Origin of the sequence: Curtobacterium sp. VKM Ac-2865 (assembly GCF_015350905.1) — a bacterium.
Taxonomy (GTDB): Bacteria; Actinomycetota; Actinomycetes; order Actinomycetales; family Microbacteriaceae; genus Curtobacterium.
This window is the reverse complement of record NZ_JADKRZ010000005.1, coordinates 302312-320413: the sequence shown is the minus strand read 5'-3', so window position 1 is coordinate 320413 and position 18102 is coordinate 302312. Positions and strand designations below refer to the sequence as shown.

At 70.9% G+C, this 18102-nt stretch carries 21 protein-coding genes; 18 read left to right on the top strand and 3 right to left on the bottom strand.

The window, feature by feature from the left end; translation table 11 throughout:
* Nucleotides 1–41: 41 nt before the first annotated feature.
* The 5 genes from ITJ54_RS14080 to ITJ54_RS14060 all read left to right on the top strand — a co-directional run bounded on the left by ITJ54_RS14080 (nt 42) and on the right by ITJ54_RS14060 (nt 5614).
* The gene (locus ITJ54_RS14080; protein ID WP_194629266.1) at nt 42–1139 is read left to right on the top strand and encodes a histidinol-phosphate transaminase; all 1098 of its coding nucleotides are present in this window, start codon (nt 42–44) and stop codon (nt 1137–1139) included.
* 5 nt (nt 1140–1144) lie between these two features.
* On the top strand, nt 1145–2281 hold the full coding sequence (locus ITJ54_RS14075; protein ID WP_194629264.1) for a thiamine pyrophosphate-dependent dehydrogenase E1 component subunit alpha: 1137 nt from the start codon (nt 1145–1147) through the stop codon (nt 2279–2281).
* 86 nt (nt 2282–2367) lie between these two features.
* Nucleotides 2368–3327 carry an alpha-ketoacid dehydrogenase subunit beta gene (locus tag ITJ54_RS14070; protein ID WP_194629383.1) on the top strand — a complete coding sequence of 320 codons (960 nt, stop codon included), beginning with the start codon at nt 2368–2370 and terminating at the stop codon, nt 3325–3327.
* 55 nt (nt 3328–3382) lie between these two features.
* Nucleotides 3383–4963: a dihydrolipoamide acetyltransferase family protein gene (locus tag ITJ54_RS18355; RefSeq protein ID WP_194629262.1), complete on the top strand. Its 1581-nt coding sequence runs from the start codon at nt 3383–3385 to the stop codon at nt 4961–4963.
* 75 nt (nt 4964–5038) lie between these two features.
* Complete coding sequence (locus ITJ54_RS14060) at nt 5039–5614, top strand: GNAT family N-acetyltransferase (protein ID WP_194629260.1); 576 nt, start codon at nt 5039–5041, stop codon at nt 5612–5614.
* Nucleotides 5615–5626: 12 nt separating this feature from the next.
* On the opposite strand, the gene ITJ54_RS14055 is transcribed toward ITJ54_RS14060, so the two are convergent.
* Nucleotides 5627–5797, bottom strand: a complete 171-nt coding sequence (locus ITJ54_RS14055) for a hypothetical protein (protein WP_194629258.1) — start codon at nt 5795–5797, stop codon at nt 5627–5629.
* A gap of 121 nt (nt 5798–5918) precedes the next feature.
* Between ITJ54_RS14055 and ITJ54_RS14050 the strand changes: the two genes are divergently transcribed.
* Nucleotides 5919–6692 (top strand): GntR family transcriptional regulator, encoded by a 774-nt coding sequence (locus tag ITJ54_RS14050; protein ID WP_228509418.1) that lies wholly within the window; start codon nt 5919–5921, stop codon nt 6690–6692.
* 188 nt (nt 6693–6880) lie between these two features.
* Here ITJ54_RS14050 and ITJ54_RS14045 read toward each other — a convergent pair whose 3' ends face one another.
* Together ITJ54_RS14045 and ITJ54_RS14040 are read right to left on the bottom strand one after the other, a co-directional pair.
* Nucleotides 6881–7333, bottom strand: a complete 453-nt coding sequence (locus ITJ54_RS14045) for a PTS sugar transporter subunit IIA (RefSeq protein WP_194629256.1) — start codon at nt 7331–7333, stop codon at nt 6881–6883.
* On the bottom strand, nt 7330–7566 hold the full coding sequence (locus tag ITJ54_RS14040; RefSeq protein ID WP_071279534.1) for a PTS transporter subunit EIIB: 237 nt from the start codon (nt 7564–7566) through the stop codon (nt 7330–7332). Before ITJ54_RS14040 ends, ITJ54_RS14045 begins: the two co-directional genes overlap by 4 nt.
* A gap of 179 nt (nt 7567–7745) precedes the next feature.
* Here ITJ54_RS14040 and ITJ54_RS14035 point away from each other — a divergent pair, with 179 nt between their 5' ends.
* From ITJ54_RS14035 to ITJ54_RS13980, 12 genes are all read left to right on the top strand, one after another.
* Nucleotides 7746–9014: a PTS transporter subunit EIIC gene (locus tag ITJ54_RS14035; protein ID WP_194629254.1), complete on the top strand. Its 1269-nt coding sequence runs from the start codon at nt 7746–7748 to the stop codon at nt 9012–9014.
* Nucleotides 9015–9141: 127 nt separating this feature from the next.
* Nucleotides 9142–10053 (top strand): metal ABC transporter solute-binding protein, Zn/Mn family, encoded by a 912-nt coding sequence (locus tag ITJ54_RS14030; RefSeq protein WP_194629252.1) that lies wholly within the window; start codon nt 9142–9144, stop codon nt 10051–10053.
* A complete protein-coding gene (locus ITJ54_RS14025) occupies nt 10050–10958 on the top strand; it encodes a metal ABC transporter ATP-binding protein (RefSeq protein ID WP_194629250.1) in 909 nt (302 codons plus the stop codon). The genes ITJ54_RS14030 and ITJ54_RS14025 overlap by 4 nt, the downstream gene beginning before the upstream one ends.
* Nucleotides 10958–11884: a metal ABC transporter permease gene (locus tag ITJ54_RS14020; RefSeq protein WP_228509417.1), complete on the top strand. Its 927-nt coding sequence runs from the start codon at nt 10958–10960 to the stop codon at nt 11882–11884. The genes ITJ54_RS14025 and ITJ54_RS14020 overlap by 1 nt, the downstream gene beginning before the upstream one ends.
* The gene (locus ITJ54_RS14015; RefSeq protein WP_194629248.1) at nt 11881–12312 is read left to right on the top strand and encodes a Fur family transcriptional regulator; all 432 of its coding nucleotides are present in this window, start codon (nt 11881–11883) and stop codon (nt 12310–12312) included. The genes ITJ54_RS14020 and ITJ54_RS14015 overlap by 4 nt, the downstream gene beginning before the upstream one ends.
* 10 nt (nt 12313–12322) lie before the next feature.
* Nucleotides 12323–13018, top strand: a complete 696-nt coding sequence (locus ITJ54_RS14010) for an alpha/beta fold hydrolase (protein ID WP_194629246.1) — start codon at nt 12323–12325, stop codon at nt 13016–13018.
* Between the two features lie 258 nt (nt 13019–13276).
* Nucleotides 13277–13513: a 50S ribosomal protein L28 gene (gene rpmB, locus ITJ54_RS14005; protein WP_071279553.1), complete on the top strand. Its 237-nt coding sequence runs from the start codon at nt 13277–13279 to the stop codon at nt 13511–13513.
* Nucleotides 13513–13683 carry a 50S ribosomal protein L33 gene (gene rpmG, locus ITJ54_RS14000; protein WP_056123557.1) on the top strand — a complete coding sequence of 57 codons (171 nt, stop codon included), beginning with the start codon at nt 13513–13515 and terminating at the stop codon, nt 13681–13683. Before rpmB ends, rpmG begins: the two co-directional genes overlap by 1 nt.
* 2 nt (nt 13684–13685) lie before the next feature.
* Nucleotides 13686–13991 carry a 30S ribosomal protein S14 gene (rpsN, locus tag ITJ54_RS13995; protein ID WP_071279555.1) on the top strand — a complete coding sequence of 102 codons (306 nt, stop codon included), beginning with the start codon at nt 13686–13688 and terminating at the stop codon, nt 13989–13991.
* Between the two features lie 279 nt (nt 13992–14270).
* Nucleotides 14271–14558: an HU family DNA-binding protein gene (locus tag ITJ54_RS13990; protein WP_056123550.1), complete on the top strand. Its 288-nt coding sequence runs from the start codon at nt 14271–14273 to the stop codon at nt 14556–14558.
* Between the two features lie 189 nt (nt 14559–14747).
* Nucleotides 14748–16703 (top strand): cytochrome c oxidase assembly protein, encoded by a 1956-nt coding sequence (locus ITJ54_RS13985; RefSeq protein ID WP_194629244.1) that lies wholly within the window; start codon nt 14748–14750, stop codon nt 16701–16703.
* Nucleotides 16700–18001, top strand: coding sequence for an ATP-dependent DNA helicase (locus ITJ54_RS13980; RefSeq protein WP_071279559.1), 1302 nt, complete (start codon nt 16700–16702; stop codon nt 17999–18001). Before ITJ54_RS13985 ends, ITJ54_RS13980 begins: the two co-directional genes overlap by 4 nt.
* Nucleotides 18002–18102: the final 101 nt, after the last annotated feature.

Sequence of the window (18102 nt, the reverse complement as noted above, 5' to 3'; positions counted from 1 at the left end):
ATGCCCGCTCGGTGTCGGAGCCCGCCCGATAGCCTGGATGCGTGACTGACCAGCCCGTGCACATCCGCCCCGAGATCGCGGTCCTCCCCGCCTACAGGCAGGGACGCCAGGCCGCGGCCGACGCCTTCAAGCTGTCCAGCAACGAGAACCCGTTCCCGCCGCTCCCCGGCGTCGTCGAGGCCGTACAGGCCCAGACGTCGTTCAACCGGTACCCGGACGCCTCGGCGATCGCGCTCCGCGCCGTCCTGGCGAACCGGTTCGGCGTGACGGTGGACGAGGTCCACGTCGCACCCGGCAGCGTCGCGATCCTGCACGAGCTCGCGAAGGCGACCTCGGGCCCGGGCGACGAGGTCGTGTACGCCTGGCGGTCGTTCGAGGCCTACCCCGGCGTCGTCACCGTCGCGGGCGCCACGAGCGTGCAGGTGCCGAACCGGACCGACGGCGGGCACGACCTCGACGCCATGGCCGCTGCCGTCACCGAGCGCACCCGCATGGTGATCGTCTGCACCCCGAACAACCCGACCGGCCCGATCGTCACCGCGGCCGAGTTCGACGCCTTCATGGCGCAGGTGCCGGCGACCGTCCTGGTGGTGCTCGACGAGGCCTACGCCGAGTTCGTCACCGACCCCGACGCCGTCCGCGGTGTCCCGCTGCTGGAGCGGTACCAGAACTTCGTCGTCCTCCGGACGTTCTCGAAGGCGTACGGCCTGGCCGGTCTGCGCGTCGGGTACGCGCTCGGACCGGCATACGTCCTCGACGCCGTGCGCGCGTGCGCGATCCCCTTGTCCGTCACCGCGCAGGGGCAGGCGGGGGCGCTGGCCAGTCTCGAGCGGGAGTCCGAGCTGCTGGAACGCGTCACGCACCTGACCGAACGGCGCGACCGCATCGTCTCCGAGCTCCGCGCGCAGGGCTGGGACGTGCCGGACGCCCAGGGCAACTTCGTGTGGCTGCCGACCGGGGACCACACCGCCCACGCCACCGAGCAGTTCGAGCACGCGGGCATCATCGTCCGCGCCTTCGGGAACGAGGGGCTCCGCATCTCGATCGGTGAGCACGAGGCTGTCGGGAAGCTCCTCGAAACGGCCCGTTCGCTTGTCGGGGGACTCACAACGCCCGGCCTCGCACGGCCGCTACGCTGACCCGCATGTCCTTCCACGCCGCGGCCCCCGCGACGACCATCGTCCGGCTCCTCGACACCGAGGGCCGGTTCGTGGAGACCGACGAGAACGCGGAATTCGCGGCCATCGCCACGGCACTCCCCGACGAGACGCTGCTCGCCATGCACCGCCAGATGGTGCTCACCCGACGCTTCGACCACGCTGCCGGCAACCTGCAGCGCACCGGTCAGCTCGGCCTGTGGGCACCGAGCCACGGGCAAGAGGCCGCCCAGGTCGGTTCGGCCTTCGCGCTCCGCCCGCAGGACCACCTCTTCCCGTCCTACCGCGAGCACGCCGTCGTCCTGCAGCGCGGGGTCGAGCCGATGGAGATCATCTCGCTCTTCCGCGGCCAGGCCCACGGCAACTGGGACCCGGACGCCCGCGGCAACACGCACGTCTACACGCTCGTCATCGGTGCGCAGACCCTGCACGCCACGGGCTACGCCATCGGGCAGGCGCTCGACGGCGTCGTCGGCACGGGTGACCCCGACGTCGACGAGTGCTCGATCGTGTACTTCGGCGACGGTGCCACGAGCCAGGGCGACGTGAACGAGGCCTACGTCTTCGCCGCGTCCCACAAGGCACCGGTCGTCTTCTTCCTGCAGAACAACCACTGGGCGATCTCCGTGCCGGTGTCGGTCCAGTCGCCGACCCCGCTCGTCGACCGCCCGCGCGGGTTCGGCATCCCGAGCGTCAAGGTCGACGGCAACGACGTCCTGGCCTCGTACGCGGTGAGCGCGGTCGCCACCGAGCACGCCCGCAGCGGCCAGGGCCCCGCGTTCATCGAGGCCGAGACCTACCGCATCGGCGCCCACACGAGCTCCGACGACCCCACGCGCTACCGCGGCGACGACGAGCTCGCCGACTGGGTCGCCCGCGACCCGATCACCCGGTCCGAGGCCTACCTGCGCAGCCGTGGCGCCACCGACGCCCAGTTCGCGGAGTTCGAGGCCGAGGGCGAGCAGATCGCCGCCGACATCCGCGCGAAGACGTCCGCCCTGCAGGCACCCCCGATGGACGCCATGTTCGACAACGTCTACCGCGAGCAGCACCCGCGCATCGACGAGCAGCGCGCCTGGCTGCACGACTACGAGTCCGCCCAGGACGCAGGAGCCACCGCATGAGCACCACCGAGCAGCTCGTCGACTACACGCTGCGGTCGCACCCCGGCGCCGGTGAGGTCCCCGTCGACCCCACCCCGACCATCCCGATGGCCAAGGCCCTGAACGCCGGGCTCGCCGCGGCGATGGCCGCCGACGACAAGGTCCTGCTCATGGGCGAGGACATCGGCCGGCTGGGCGGTGTCTTCCGCATCACCGAGGGTCTGCAGGAGCGCTTCGGCGCCGACCGCGTGCGGGACACCCCGCTGGCCGAGTCGGGCATCGTCGGCACCGCGATCGGCATGGCCCTGCGCGGCTACCGCCCGGTCATCGAGATCCAGTTCGACGGCTTCGTCTGGCCCGCCTTCAACCAGATCACCTCGCAGCTCGCGAAGATGGCCAACCGGCTGCCGGCGCACATGTCGCTGCCGGTCGTCATCCGCATCCCCTACGGCGGCCACATCGGCGCGATCGAGCACCACCAGGAGAGCCCCGAGGCGTACTTCGCGCACACCCCGGGTCTCCGCGTGGTCAGCCCGAGCACGCCGAACGACGCGTACTGGATGATCCAAGAGGCTGTTCGCTCGAACGACCCGGTCATCTTCATGGAGCCGAAGTCGCGCTACTGGCCGAAGGGCCAGGTCGACATGGTCGACGGTCACGTGCCGATGCACACCACCCGCGTCGCCCGCACCGGCACCGAGGTCACCCTCGTCGGGCACGGCGCCATGGTCGCGACCCTGATGCAGGCCGCCGACATCGCCGAGGCCGAGGGCACCAGCTGCGAGGTCGTCGACCTCCGCTCGATCTCGCCGATCGACTGGGAGCCGCTGCTCGCCTCGGTCCGCAAGACCGGCCGCCTGGTCGTCGCGCAAGAGGCATCCGAGTTCGTCAGCGTCGGCAGCGAGATCGCCGCGACCGTCGCCGAGCGTGCCTTCTACACACTGCAGGCGCCACCGCTGCGGGTGTCCGGGTTCGACATCCCGTTCCCGCAGTCGAAGCTCGAGCACCACCACCTGCCGGACGCCGACCGCGTCCTCGAGGCCGTGGACCGCGCGCTCGCCTACTGACCCGGTCCGTCCGGACCATCTCTCCACCGCACGACCGACCGCCGAAGGAGCCGACGTGGCCGTCGCCGAATTCCCCCTCCCCGACGTGGGCGAAGGCCTCAACGAGGCCGAGATCGTCCAGTGGCGCGTCGCGATCGGTGACGCCGTCGCCGTCGACCAGGTCCTGGTGGAGATCGAGACCGCCAAGTCCCTGGTCGAGCTGCCGTCCCCGTTCGCGGGCACGGTGACCGGGCTGCTCGTCGCCGAGGGCGACACCGTCGAGGTCGGCCGCCCGATCATCCGGGTCGAGTCCGGTGCGTCCGTCGCCTCCACCACTGATCAGCCGGGAGGCGCCGCTTCCGTCGCCGACGCCGCCCCGGTCTCGCCCGTGGTCGCGCCCAGTGCCCCGGTCGCCTCCGCCCCGCCCGTCGCGGTCCCTGCCCGCGTGACCGTTCCCGCCCCGGCAGCGGCGACGCCCGCCCGCGCCGCCGCACCGACGCCCGCGCCGGCCGCCCCCGCGCCGACCGAGTCCCGCATGCCAGCCTCGCTCCCTGCCGCCGAGGGCGCATCCGTCGTGGGCACCGACGAGTCCTCCGGCGCCGTCCTGGTCGGCTACGGCTCCGCGACCAGCGCGCCCTCGCGCCGCAAGCCGGGTGCCCGCCGGGCCGCAGCCGCTGCTGCCCAGGCGAACCGAGCCTCCAGTCGGGAGGCCGACCTGGTCGTGACCGACGAGGGCGAGGCGACCACCGCCGACGCCGTCGCCGCGCAGGGACAGCGTCCCGCGCGACCGTCGATGCCCGCCGTGATGGCGAAGCCGCCGATCCGGAAGCTCGCGAAGGACCTCGACGTCGACCTCGCGATCGTGGTGCCGACCGGCCTGTCCGGTGAGGTCACCCGCGACGACGTCATCCGGCACGCGCAGCAGGCCAGCGTCTTCCGCAACATCGAGACGCCCGAGTGGGGCGACGTCCGCCAGGAGACCATCCCGGTCAAGGGCGTGCGCAAGGCCATCGCGACGGCGATGACCACGTCGGCGTTCACCGCGCCGCACGTGTCCCTGTTCGTCGACGTCGACGCGACCCGCACGATGGAGTTCGTCAAGCGACTCAAGGCGTCGCCGACGTTCGCCGGCATCAAGGTCTCGCCGCTGCTCATCATGGCGAAGGCCGTGATCTGGGCCGTCCGTCGCAACCGCTCGGTGAACTCGTCGTGGACCGACCGCGAGATCATCGTGCACCACTTCGTCAACCTCGGCATCGCGGCGGCGACCCCGCGCGGGCTGATCGTGCCGAACATCAAGGACGCGCAGGACATGTCGCTGCTCGAGCTGGCCAAGGCCCTCGAGGAGATGACCATCACCGCCCGCGACGGCAAGACCAGCCCGGCGCAGATGGCCGACGGCACGATCACCGTCACGAACATCGGCGTGTTCGGGATGGACACCGGCACGCCGATCCTCAACCCGGGGCAGGTCGCGATCGTCGCCATGGGCACGATCAAGCCGAAGCCGTGGGTCGTCGACGGCGAGGTCCGCTCGCGCATGGTGACGACGATCGGCGCTTCGTTCGACCACCGCGTGGTGGACGGCGACGTCGCGTCGCGGTTCGTGCACGACGTGGCCTCGGTCATCGAGGAGCCCGCGCTCCTGCTCGACTAGGCGTCCCTCGGTTCTGTCGGCGATCGTCCGCGTGGTGTTCACGCGGATGTCGGCGGTCGGGGCGATGATCATGACATGGTCCACCAGCTCCTGATGCCCCCGCAGGAGATCCGAACGGGTCGCCTGGTGCTCACACCGGTCACGCCGTCCGACGTCGACGCCGTGCACGCGGTGTTCTCGGACGCCCGCACGTGGACCCACCTGCCCTCCGGCCGACACACCTCCCGAGCGATGACGCAGGACCTCGTCCAGCGCAAGATCGGTGGGCGCGCTCGGCACGGCCTCGGGTCCTGGACCGCACGGTCGATCGACACGGGCGAGGTCGTCGGTGTCGGCGGCGTGGACATGACCGCTGGTGGCGTCTGGAACCTCGGCTACCGGCTCGCCCCCGAGTCCTGGGGTCGGGGCTACGCGACCGAGATCGCCCAGGCTGCCGTCACGGCCGCCGGCGACACCGCCCCGGGCGTCCCCGTCACGGGCCGGGTCCTGACGAACAACCCCGCATCGGCGCGGGTGCTCGCTCGCGCCGGGCTCTCGCTCGTGTGGCAGGGCACCACCGCGACGCCGACCCCCGCGGGTGTCGAGCGCCAGGTGTGGTCCGACCGCGCGCTGTCGTCCGAGCAGTACGACTGGCTCGTCGCCAACGCCTGACCCTGTCCGCCCCTAGTCCGTCCGGCCACCGGTGCGCGTGTGCCCGGCCAGCACGGCCGCGACCACCGTGCTGAGTGCGAGCGGCACCGCAGCGACCCAGCACGCAGCCCCGTGCGCGACGGTCAGCAGGAGCGTCGTCACGAGGACCACTGCCCCCACGGTGCCGAGTCGGATCGCGGTCATGGGTCCCATCGAAGCGGAGCGTCTGTCGTCGGACATCGGCCGGACGGATGAACTCACGGGGTGCGGCATCGACGCATGGAGGGTGACTCGGTAGTCTGAGGGCAACTGGTCATGTCCGCCCATGACCAGTCACCGAACCACCGCGATGGAGCACGAGGAGCCGATGACGACCCGCATCACCGAGGGTGCCGAGCCGAAGCACCAGCAGCTCCGGCGCATCCTGCTCGAGCTCGCGACCGTCCGCCTGGCTCCGGGTGCGGCGATCCCCTCGGAGCGGCAGCTCATCGCCGAGTACGGCGTCTCGCGGATCACCGTGCGCGAGGCCCTCGGGCAGCTCGTCAACGAGGGCTACCTCGAACGGGTCCGCGGGAAGGGCACCTTCGTTGCCCACCGCCCGGTCCAGTCGACGCTGCACCTGGCGTCGTTCACCGAGGAGATGCGGGCGATGGGGCACGTCCCCACCACCGTGGTGCTCATCCGCGAGGAGCGGGTCCCACCGACCGACACGGCCGCGGCGCTGCGGCTGGGAGCGCACGACACGGCGTACCACCTGAAGCGCCTGCGCATGGCCGACGGGGCGCCGGTGTCCATCGACGACGCCTGGCTCGCGGCGGACGCGTTCCCCGGGCTGCTCGAGCACGACCTGTCCGGGTCGGTGTACTCGATCGTCGCGAACGAGTACGGCCTGCCCATCGACCGGGCACAGCAGACCGTGGCGGCGAAGCCCGCGGCGGACGACGTCGCGACCCTGCTCGGCACGAAGACGGGCGCCCCCGTGCTGGAGTTCGACCGGGTGTCCTACGCGGGGGACCGCCCCGTGGAGCACGCCCGCTCGTGGTACCGGTCCGACCGCTACCGCGTGCAGATGGAGGTCACGGCGACCCAGGTCGCGTGACGCGCGGTGCGCGTGGTCCGCGTGCACGTGCGTTCGCCCCCGCCGAGTCTCGGCCCGGCGGACACCTTCGCGGGTGCCGACCTACGAAAGTGTCCGCAGCGCCGAGACTCGGCGCCGAGCGGCGGACCGGCAGCCGAGCGGCGGACCGGCGACCGAGCGGCAGAGACCGCCCCGGCCGCCGGCACCCGCTAGACCGTGAAGAGCGTGTCGCCGGAAGCGACGGTGGTGCCGACGGCGTCCTGCGCGACGGAGTCCGGCGCGGAGCCGAGCACCACGACCGGGCACACCGGCGAGTAGCCGGCGGCGGTGATCGTGGCGGGCGTGAACCGGACGACGGGGTCCCCGGCGGCGACCGTGGCACCTTCGGCGACGAGGAGCTCGAAGCCCTCGCCGGCCATCTTCACGGTGTCGATGCCCACGTGCACGAGCAGGTCCGTGCCCGCCGAGCCCTGCAGCGCGAACGCGTGCGGGTGCAGCTTGACGATGGTGCCGTCGACCGGTGCCACCGCGGTGACCGTGCCGTCGACACCCGTCGGGTCGACCGCCACCCCGGCACCGACGAGCTGTCCGGCGAACACCGGGTCCGGCACGTCGGCGAGTGCGACGACCGGCCCGGCGAACGGCGTGCGGACAGCCGTCACAGCTCGTCCTGGATGTCCTGCGCGAGGTTGTCGGCGATCGGTCCGACGATGACCTGCCAGCCGGTGCCGCCACCCACGACGGCCTGTGCGCCGGCGGTCTTGAGTGCGTCCTTGTCGACGAGGTCGCCGTCCTCCACCTCGACGCGGAGGCGCGTGATGCAGCCCTCGACCTCTTCGATGTTGTCGGCTCCGCCGAGTGCGGCGATGATGTCGGCTGCCTTGATGTCGGCCATCTGTTTCCTCCTGGTTACGGCTTCGCGATCAGGTTGACAGGCAGTACACAGGTCGTCGACACTACGTACTGGTCATGACCGGACAGGACCGGACCTCGCGACACTGCTGAGAGTACCGGCGCCGGCTGCACGACTCAACTCACCCCGACAAGCTCCACCCGATGACGAGAGGACCTCCGATGAGCACTGCTGCAACCACGGATGTGCCGGAGAAGAAGACGCCGAAGAAGCAGAGCAAGGTCTTCGCGAACGCGCAGCGACTCGGTCGGAGCCTGCTGCTCCCGATCGCGGTCATGCCCGCGGCAGGCATCCTGCTCCGTCTCGGCCAGAGCGACATGCTCGGCGCGATCCCTGGCTTCGAGAAGGGCGCGACCATCGTCGCCGCGGCCGGCAACGGCGTCTTCACCTGGCTGCCGCTGCTCTTCGCGGTCGGCATCGCGATCGGGTGGGCCAAGAAGTCCGACGGCACCACGGCACTCGCGGCAGTCGTCGGCTACATGGTCATGTACCAGGTGTTCGCGGCCATGTCGCCGATCGTCCTCGAGGGCGTGAAGGACTCGTCCGGCAACCAGGCGACGATCAACTTCGGTGTCCTCGGCGGCATCATCATGGGCCTCGTCTCCGCGGGGCTGTGGACCCGGTTCCACCGCACGAAGATGCCCGACTTCCTCGGCTTCTTCTCGGGTCGCCGTCTCGTCCCGATCCTGGCGGCCGTCGCGGCGCTGATCATCGCGGTGCTGATGTCGTTCGTGTACCGCTACTTCGACCAGGGGCTCACCTGGGTCGGTGAGCAGGTCACCTCACAGCCGGTCATCGGTGGCGGCATCTTCGGGTTCGTCAACCGCATGCTCATCCCGATCGGGCTGCACCAGCTGCTCAACTTCTTCCCGTGGTTCCAGCTCGGCAGCTTCACCACCGGCGGCGTGACCTACCACGGTGACATCGCGCGCTTCCTCGCGGGTGACCCGTCGGCCGGCATCTTCCAGACCGGCTTCTTCCCGATCATGATGTTCGCGCTCCCCGCCGGCGCCCTGGCCATCTGGCGCAACGCCCGCCCCTCGCAGCGCAAGCTCGTCGGCGGCATCATGCTCTCGGCCGCGCTGACCTCGTTCGTCACCGGCATCACCGAGCCGCTCGAGTACTCGTTCATGTTCGTCGCCTGGCCGCTGTACGTGATCCACGCCGTGCTGACGGGGACCTCGCTCGCCCTCGTCAACGCCCTCGGCATCCACGACGGCTTCTCCTTCTCGGCCGGTGCGATCGACTACGTGTTGAACTTCGGCAAGGCGCAGGGGGCGATCTGGCTCATCCCGATCGGCCTGGCCTACGCGGCGGTCTACTACTTCCTGTTCAGTTTCGTGATCAAGAAGTGGAACCTCGGCACCCCCGGCCGCGAGCCGGAGGACGAGATCGCCTCGGCCTCGGTGGACGACCTCACCAAGGCGTAGTCGCGACGCGACCCGCTGACGGACGGGAGGCTCGGTGCCAGCTGGCACCGAGCCTCCCGTCCGTCCTGGGTCGCCTTGCTGATACCGGTTTTGACAATCGTTCTCATGAAGCGCTAGCGTCGTCACCATGCACTCCCGCCTCCTCACCCTGCCGCTCGTCGTCGGCGCCGCTGCGCTCGCCCTGACCGGGTGCGCGACGTCCTCTGCCTCCTCGGACGCGTCCGGCGACGGCACCGTCCGGGTCGTCGCGTCCACCAACGTGTACGGATCGCTCGTCGAGTCGATCGGCGGTGACCACGTGCAGGTCACGAGCATCCTGAACGACCCGTCCCAGGACCCGCACTCGTTCGAGTCGAGCGCGAAGACGCAGCTCGCCGTGTCCAAGGCCGACCTGCTCATCGAGAACGGCGGCGGGTACGACGACTTCATGACCACGCTGGCGAAGTCGTCGAACACGACGGCCGACACGATCAACGTGGTGAAGCTCTCGGGGCTCGACGCTGGCGGCGACGCGGAGTTCAACGAGCACGTGTTCTACAGCTACCCGACGATGGTCAAGCTCGTGGCGGACGTCACGAAGCGCCTCGGCGAGCTCGACAGCGCGGACGAGGCCACCTTCACGAAGAACGCCGACGCGCTCACCGCGAAGCTGCAGGACCTCGAGTCGCAGACGGCCGCCGTGAAGAAGACCGTCGACGGGGAGGAGGTGGCCTACACGGAGCCGGTGCCCGGGTACCTGTTCGACGCGATGGGCCTCGACAACGTCACGCCGGAGGCCTTCTCCGAGGCGATCGAGGAGGGCGACGACGTCCCGCCGGCCGCGCTCAACGACACCATCAAGCTGTTCTCCGGCGGCACGGCGAAGCTCCTCGCCTACAACGAGCAGACCTCCAGCCCGGAGACCGAACAGGTCGAGAAGGCCGCCAAGCGCGCTGACGTGCCGGTGGTCGGTGTCACGGAGACGCTCCCGAAGGGGGAGGATTACGTCTCGTGGCAGCAGGCGAACATCGACGCGGTGCAGGCGGCACTGACGAAGTGACCACCGTCCAGGAACCGACGCGAGCCGCCACTGCCGAGCGCAGTGGCGGCTCCGCCGTGCTCGCGCTCCGGGACGCGGGCCTGTCGTACGGCACGCGGAAGCTGTGGAGCGGACTCGACCTCGACGTCGCGCCGGGGGAGTTCCTCGCCGTGCTCGGGCCGAACGGCGCCGGCAAGACCTCGCTCCTGCGCACGGTCCTCGGGCAGCAGCGGCTGACCAGCGGTTCGATGGCGTTCCTCGGGCAGCCGGTCCGGCGCGGGCACCGGAGGATCGGGTACATCCCGCAGCAGCGCCTGATGGAGTCCGGCACCCCGTTGCGTGCGCGCGACATGATCGCGCAGGGCGTCACCGGGCACCGCTGGGGCGTGCGGCCCGAGCGGAAGGCCGAGCGCGAGCGCATCGACCGCATCGTGGACGAGGTCGGTGCGACGGCGTTCGCGGACGCCCCCGTGTCCGAGCTCTCCGGTGGCGAGCAGCAGCGCACGCGCGTCGGGCAGGCCATCGCGGCCGACCCCGCACTGCTGCTGTGCGACGAGCCGCTCATCTCCCTCGACCTCCGGCACCAGCGCGGCGTCACCGAGCTCATCGACCGGCAGCGCCGACAGCAGGGAGCCGCCGTGCTCTTCGTGACGCACGACGTGAACCCGATCCTCGACGTGGTCGACCGGGTCCTCTACATCGCGGGTGGGCAGTTCCGCATCGGGTCGCCCGACGAGGTCCTGCGCGCCGACGTGCTCTCGGACCTGTACGGCACCCCCGTCGACGTCGTCCGGACCATGGGACGCATCGTGATCGTCGGCGCCACAGAGCTCGCCGGTGGGATGGGCACCCACGACCACACCGGCGGACACCACCACCACGACGTCGACCCGAACGCCGCGGCACCGGACGAAGGGCGGATCTGATGGACGTCTGGTCGACGGTCTTCTCGTTCCAGGACTACGGCGAGCTCCTCGTGCTCGTGCAGAACTCGATCCTCGCGGGCGCGGTGCTCGGCATCGTCGGCGGGCTGATCGGCCCGTTCGTCGTCGCGCGGAACATGCCGTTCGCGGTGCACGGCATCAGCGAGCTGTCCTTCGCGGGTGCGAGCGCGTCCCTGCTGCTCGGGGTCAACGTCGTGACGGGGTCGCTCGTCGGGTCGGTGGTCGCGGCGCTGCTCATCGGGCTGCTCGGCTCGCGCGCTCGCGACCGCAACTCGATCATCGCCGTGCTGATGCCGTTCGGCCTCGGCCTCGGGATCCTCTGCCTGGCGCTCTACAAGGGGCGCGCGGCCAACAAGTTCGGCCTGCTCACCGGGCAGATCGTCTCGGTCGACAACCCGCAGCTGACGTTCCTGATCGTCGTCAGCGCGATCGTCGTCGTCACGCTCATCGTCATCTGGCGCCCGCTGATGTTCGCGTCCGTCGACCCCGACGTCGCAGCGGCTGCCGGGGTGCCCGTCCGGACGCTCGCCCTGGTGTTCATGCTGACCCTCGGGCTCGCGACGGCCGTCTCCGTGCAGATCGTCGGCGCGCTCCTCGTGCTCTCGCTGCTCGTGACACCGGCCGCCGCGGCCCTGCGGCTGACCGTGCACCCGCTGCTGGTCCCGCTGCTGTCGATGCTGTTCGCGGTGGTGTCGGTCGTCGGTGGCATCCTGCTGGCACTCGGGGGCGGCCTGCCGATCAGTCCGTACGTGACGTCGATCTCGTTCGCCATCTGGGTCGTGTGCCGCATCGTCGGCGCGCGGAAGGACCGCCGTGGACGCGACCGGGTCGCGGTCCGCGACGAGCACGACGGGGGCGCACCGAGCCTCCAGACCGGTACCGATGCACCACAGGAGGTCCGCGCATGAACGCCGTCCAGAACCCCGGCGTGACGCCGAAGCCGAAGCGCAACACGTGGCAGCGCGAAGCGGTGCGCGGTGCGCTCGACGGGTCAGAGGGCTTCGTGAGCGCCCAGGCGCTGCACGCCCACCTGCGCGAGGGCGGCTCGACCATCGGACTGGCGACCGTCTACCGGGCGCTCGCCGACCTGGCCTCCGACGGTGACGCCGACTCGCTGCAGCAGGACGGTGAGTCGCTCTACCGCGCGTGCACCACGGACAAGCACCACCACCACCTGATCTGCCGGAACTGCGGCCGGACCGTCGAGATCCAGGCCGACCCGGTCGAGCAGTGGGCGCAGCGCGTCGCGGCGGAGCACGGCTTCACGAACGCCAGCCACGTTGTCGACATCTTCGGTGAGTGCGCCTCCTGCACCGCCGCTCGCGCGGGCGCGTAGGGTCCGGCGCATGCACGTCATCCTGGTGCCGGGGTTCTGGCTCGAAGCGGACGCCTGGGACGCGGTCGTGCCGGTCGTGCGCGCGGCCGGCCACTCGGTCGAGGCCGTCACCCGCGACGGTGACACCCTCGACGAGCAGGTCGCCGCGCTGGTCGAACGCCTCGACGACGTCGCCACGCCCGAGGAACCCGTCGTGCTCGTCGGGCACTCCGGCGCCGGCCCGATCGCGTACATGGCGGTCGACCGGCGACCCTCGCTCGTGCAGCACCTGGTCTACGTGGACACGTTCCCCGGGCCGGAGGGCGGCTGCGTGAACGACGAACTGCCGGTCGTGGACGGCGTCGTGCCGCTGCCGCCGTGGGACTTCTGGGAGCCGGCGACCGTCCGGGGCATGACGCCGGAGCTGCGGACCGCGTTCGAGCACCGCGCGGTCCCCGAACCGGCTGCGGTGCCGAGCGACCCCTTCCACTACGCGGACGCCGCCCGGCACACCGTCCCCGCGACCGTCATCACGTGCGAGATCTCGCCGGCCGACCTGGCGGCCATGGTCGCGGACCACCAGACCTGGGCGGCGGAGCTCGTGGCGACCGAGGAGCTCTCGATCGTCGGGCTCGACACCGGTCACTGGCCGATGTTCTCGGCACCGGTGGCACTCGGCGACCTGATCGTCCGGGCGGTGGCGCCGAAGCCGACCGACGGCCCGTAGTGCCGTTCGTCGCGTGGGTTGCGACACGCCCGGCCTTCGCGTAGTGTTGGCGGCTGGTCCGCGCTCGCGCGGTCCCGTTGTTCAGCCCTCCGACCGTCGCGAACGCCGCGGTCGCGTGGTTCCGGCCCTCGTGGTCGGACTGGGCGGCACACACAACCCCCTCGTGACGTCACCTCTCGGTGGCCTGCGCGTGTGTGTGCCAGGCAAGTGACCTTGGGTGCGTCCGATCGGACGCACGGTATGCATCAGGAGGAAACCATGGCAGCAGTGTGCCAGGTGACCGGCGCCGTTCCCGGCTTCGGACACAACATCTCGCACTCGCACCGTCGGACGAAGCGTCGCTTCGACCCGAACGTGCAGAAGAAGACCTACTACGTGCCTTCGCTTCGTCGGAAGGTCACCCTCACGCTCAGCGCGAAGGGCATCAAGGTCATTGACGCTCGCGGCATCGAGTCCGTCGTCAAGGACGTCCTCGCACGCGGGGAGAAGATCTGATGGCGAAGAAGGGTCAGGACGTCCGTCCGATCATCAAGCTCCGCTCGACGGCGGGCACCGGTTTCACCTACGTGACCAAGAAGAACCGTCGCAACAACCCGGACCGTCTCGTGCTGAAGAAGTACGACCCGGTGGTCCGCAAGCACGTCGACTTCCGTGAGGAGCGCTAAGCATGGCGAAGAAGAGCATGATCGCGAAGAACAACCAGCGTGCAGTCATCATCGCGCGTTACGCCGAGCGTCGTCTCGAGCTGAAGAAGGCCCTCGTGGACCCGAACGGCACGGACGAGTCGCGTGAGGCCGCTCGCGTGGGGCTGCAGAAGCTCCCCCGCGACGCCTCGCCGGTGCGCTACCGCAACCGCGACGCCATCGACGGCCGCCCCCGCGGTCACCTGACGCAGTTCGGCATCAGCCGTGTCCGCTTCCGCGACATGGCGCACCGTGGCGAGCTGCCGGGCATCACGAAGAGCTCCTGGTAAGCACGCACTCCCCGAACGCCTCGTCACCCTCACCGGTGGCGGGGCGTTCGCTGCATTCGGGGGACATTGTCGTCACTTTGGCCTCATCCGTCGCTCCAGACCCTCGACAAGCCCGGAAATCCGGGCGAGTCGACAGGATTCGCGGGACCTGGCTGGTAGGTTCAACTCCGGTTCCGCCGGGCCCTCGGCCCGCTGGTCCGAAGCCCCGGGGCAACCGCCAAGGGCACCGGGCGCCACGTGCGTCCGACCGATACGCAAGAAGTCCGAGGAGGACACCCAATGGCTGACAAGTCACTGAACCGCACCGAGCTCGTCGCTGCTGTCGCCGCCGAGTCCGGCCAGAGCCAGGCCACCGTCAACGGCGTCGTCGACGCGCTCTTCAGCGTCGTCTCGGGCTCCGTCGCCGACGGCACGAAGGTCACGATCCCGGGTTGGATCGCCTTCGAGAAGACGCACCGTGCCGCCCGCACCGGCCGCAACCCGCAGACGGGTGACGCCATCGAGATCGCCGCGAGCGACTCGGTCAAGGTCAGCGCCGGCTCGAAGCTCAAGGCTGCGGTCAAGTAGGACTGCTCTGACGCACGACGGGGACGGCTTCGGCCGTCCCCGTCGTCGTTGGCGGGGGCGGCTCCGGTCGTCCCCGCTGGCGTTGTGCGGGGGCGGCTCCGGTCGTCCCCGCGGTCGTTGTGCCGAGCGGTCTCCACAGGTCTGCCCTCGCCGGTGCTGCGCGGGGTGGGCACCGCCTAGGCTTGACGGGTGAACCGGATCGCGCGCATCAGCGGCCCAGCCGTGCTGGTGCTCGTCGCGTTCGTGTCCGTCCTGGTCGCCCTCGTCATCGGTGGGGGAGCGCAGCCAGCCCTGATCGCCGACCCGGGCGCCGTCGTCCGGTTCGGGCTCCCCATCGCTCGGGTCGTCGTCGACCTGGCGGCAGCAGCGGCGATCGGCGGGCTCGCCCTCGCGACCGTCGGGCTCTCGCGCACGGCCCCGGAGTGGAACCGCGCCATCGACGTCGCTGCTGCCTCCGCCGGCGTGTGGACGGTCGCCTCGGCCGTCACGACCTTCTTGACTTTCCTGAGCGTCGCCGGCTCGCGGGTCAGCCTCGACGACCAGTTCGGCCAGTCGATGGGGGTGTTCCTCACCGGGACGGACCTCGGCCTCGCCTGGCTCGTCACCGTGCTCGTCGCGGCCGCCGTCACCGTGCTCTGCTTCGCCGTGCGCTCCCGTGGCATGGTCGCGTTGACCGCGGGCGTCGCGATGATCGGCCTGGTGCCGCTCGCGCAGCAGGGCCACGCAGCGGGGACCGCCAGTCACGACGCCGCCGTCACCGCGCTCGGCCTGCACCTCGTCGGTGCCGCGCTCTGGGTCGGTGGCATCGTCATGCTCGTGCTGGTCCGCGGGGTCGTGTCCCAGGACCGCCTGCCCGCCGTCGTCGGGCGGTACTCGAGCATCGCGCTCGGGTGCTTCGTGCTCGTCGCCGTCTCCGGAGTGGCCTCGGCACAGATCCGCGTCGGTGCGTTCTCGAACCTGTTCAGCCCGTACGGTGCCCTGGTCCTGGTGAAGACCGGGGCGATCGTGGCACTCGGCGTCTCCGGGGCCGTGCAGCGCCGGCGCACCGTGCTCGCCCTCGCCGCGACACCCGCGCGGCATCGTCCGTTCTGGACCCTGATCGTGGTGGAGCTCGCGGTGATGGGCGTCGCCTCCGGGTTCGCCGCCGCACTCGGCCGGACGGCGCCGCCGGTGTCGCAGATCGCTCCGAGCAAGACGAACGACCCGTCGCCCGCCGAGCTGCTCACGGACGACCCGTTGCCGCACGCGCCCGGCGCCTGGGGATGGCTCACGCACTGGAACGTCGACCTGTTCTGGCTCATGGCGGCCGTCCTCATCGCCGCCACGTACGCAGCCGGGGTCCTGCGGCTCCGTCGCCGCGGGGTGTCCTGGCCGGTGCGTCGGTCCGTCGCAGCGGGGATCGCCGTCGTCAGCCTGGTCGTCGCGACCTCCGGGTCCCTCCACGAGTACGACCGCTTCCTCATCTCGGCGAACGTCGGCGCGCACCTGCTGCTCGGCCTCGTCGTCCCGGCGCTCGTGTGGGCCGCGGCGCCCGTGCAGCTCATCCGCGCCGCGGTCCTGCCCCGCGACGACGACAGCGCCGGCGTCCGCGAGTGGACCGGCGTGCTCGTCGACAACGCCGCCGTCCGCTACCTCGTGCAGCCCTTCCCCGCGTTCGTGCTGCTGGCCGCCGTCTGGTGGGCGTTCTACGGCACCCAGGCGGTGCGGTGGTCCACCGGGGACCCGATCGGCCGGACGGTCATCGACGTCGTCTTCCTGCTCGTCGGGCTGCTCGCGCTGCCGACGCTCTTCACGCCGGTCGCCGCCGGCGCCCGCCGGGCCTCGATGACGGCCTTCGCGGTGCGGGTCGTCGGGGCCGTCGTGGTCGCTGCCGGCACCGTGTCGCTCGGCATCGCGATGCAGGGGCCGCTCGGGCTGCTGCAGGCGTCGTGGTTCGGTGCGATGGGGCGCACCTGGGGGCCCGACCCCCTGATCGACCAGGCGCGAGCGGGTGTGGTGCTCGTCGTGGCGGGCGTGCTGGTCGTCGTCGCCGTGCTCGTCGTCGGACTCGTGCAGGTCCGGCGCGCTGCGGCAGCCGGGCCCGATCGTGCACCAGCGCCGGCGACCCCTGCCGGAGCACCCCACGACGGGCGGGTCCCTCGGTGAGCGTGGAACTCAGCGCCGAACAGCGCGCCGTCTTCGAGTACATCGAGTCCACCCGCGACCACGTCTTCATCACCGGCCGCGCGGGGACCGGCAAGTCGACGCTGCTCAACCACCTGGCGTGGAACACCGACAAACAGGTCGTCATCTGCGCCCCGACCGGCGTCGCCGCGCTCAACGTCGGCGGCCAGACGATCCACTCGCTCTTCCGGCTGCCGATCGGGCTCATCGCGGACGCCGACCTGCGCCAGGGCCCGGAGACCCGCAAGCTCCTGAACACCATGGACACCCTGGTGATCGACGAGGTCTCGATGGTCAACGCGGACCTGCTCGACGCCATCGACCGTTCACTGCGGAAGGCCCGCGGGCGCCAGTTCGAGGCCTTCGGCGGCGTCCAGGTCGTCATGTTCGGCGATCCGTACCAGCTGCCCCCGGTGCCGGGCGACGCCGACGAGCGCGCCTACTTCACCGACCACTACCGGTCGCTGTGGTTCTTCGACGCTCGCGTCTGGCTCGAGGCCGAGCTGCACATCATCGAGCTCGCGACCGTGCACCGCCAGCGGGACGACGCCTTCGCCGCGATGCTCACCGCGGTCCGCCACGGCCGGGTCACCGCCGACATCGCGAACCGGCTGAACGAGGCCGGCGCACGTCCGGCGCCCGATGACGCGATCACCCTGGCCACGCGGAACGACACCGTCGCGAAGATCAACAAGGCGGCGCTCGAGCGGCTCCCCGGCAAGACGAAGACCGCCAAGGCCGACGTCAACGGCGACTTCGGCGGGCGGAACTTCCCCGCAGACGAGGCCCTCGAGCTCAAGCCCGGCGCCCACGTGATGTTCCTCCGCAACGACCCGGACCAGCGCTGGGTGAACGGCACGCTCGGCGTCGTGCAGACCATCCGCGACACCGTGTGGGTCGACGTCGACGGGGAGTCCTTCGAGGTCCAGCCCTCGGTGTGGGAGAAGTTCAAGTACTCCTACGACGCCGACAAGAAGGAGCTCAAGAAGGACACCGTCGGGGAGTTCCAGCAGTTCCCCCTGCGCCTGGCCTGGGCCGTGACGATCCACAAGTCGCAGGGCAGCACCTACGACCGGGCGATGATCGACCTCGGCAACCGGGTGTTCAGCGCTGGCCAGACCTACGTCGCGCTGTCACGCCTGACCTCGCTCGACGGGCTCTTCCTGTCGCGGCCGTTGCGCCCGTCCGACATCATCGTGGACCTCGACGTCCGACGCTTCATGTCCGAGGCGCCCCGCATCGTCGCCACCGAGCTCGAGGCCCCCAAACCCGACGCCTGACCCGCGCTGCCGTCGTCGGGACCATCCGCCGGCCTGGAGGCTCGTGGCGGCCTGACACCGGGCCTCCCGTCCGGCAGATGGCCAGGTCCAGGGCCCGCGTC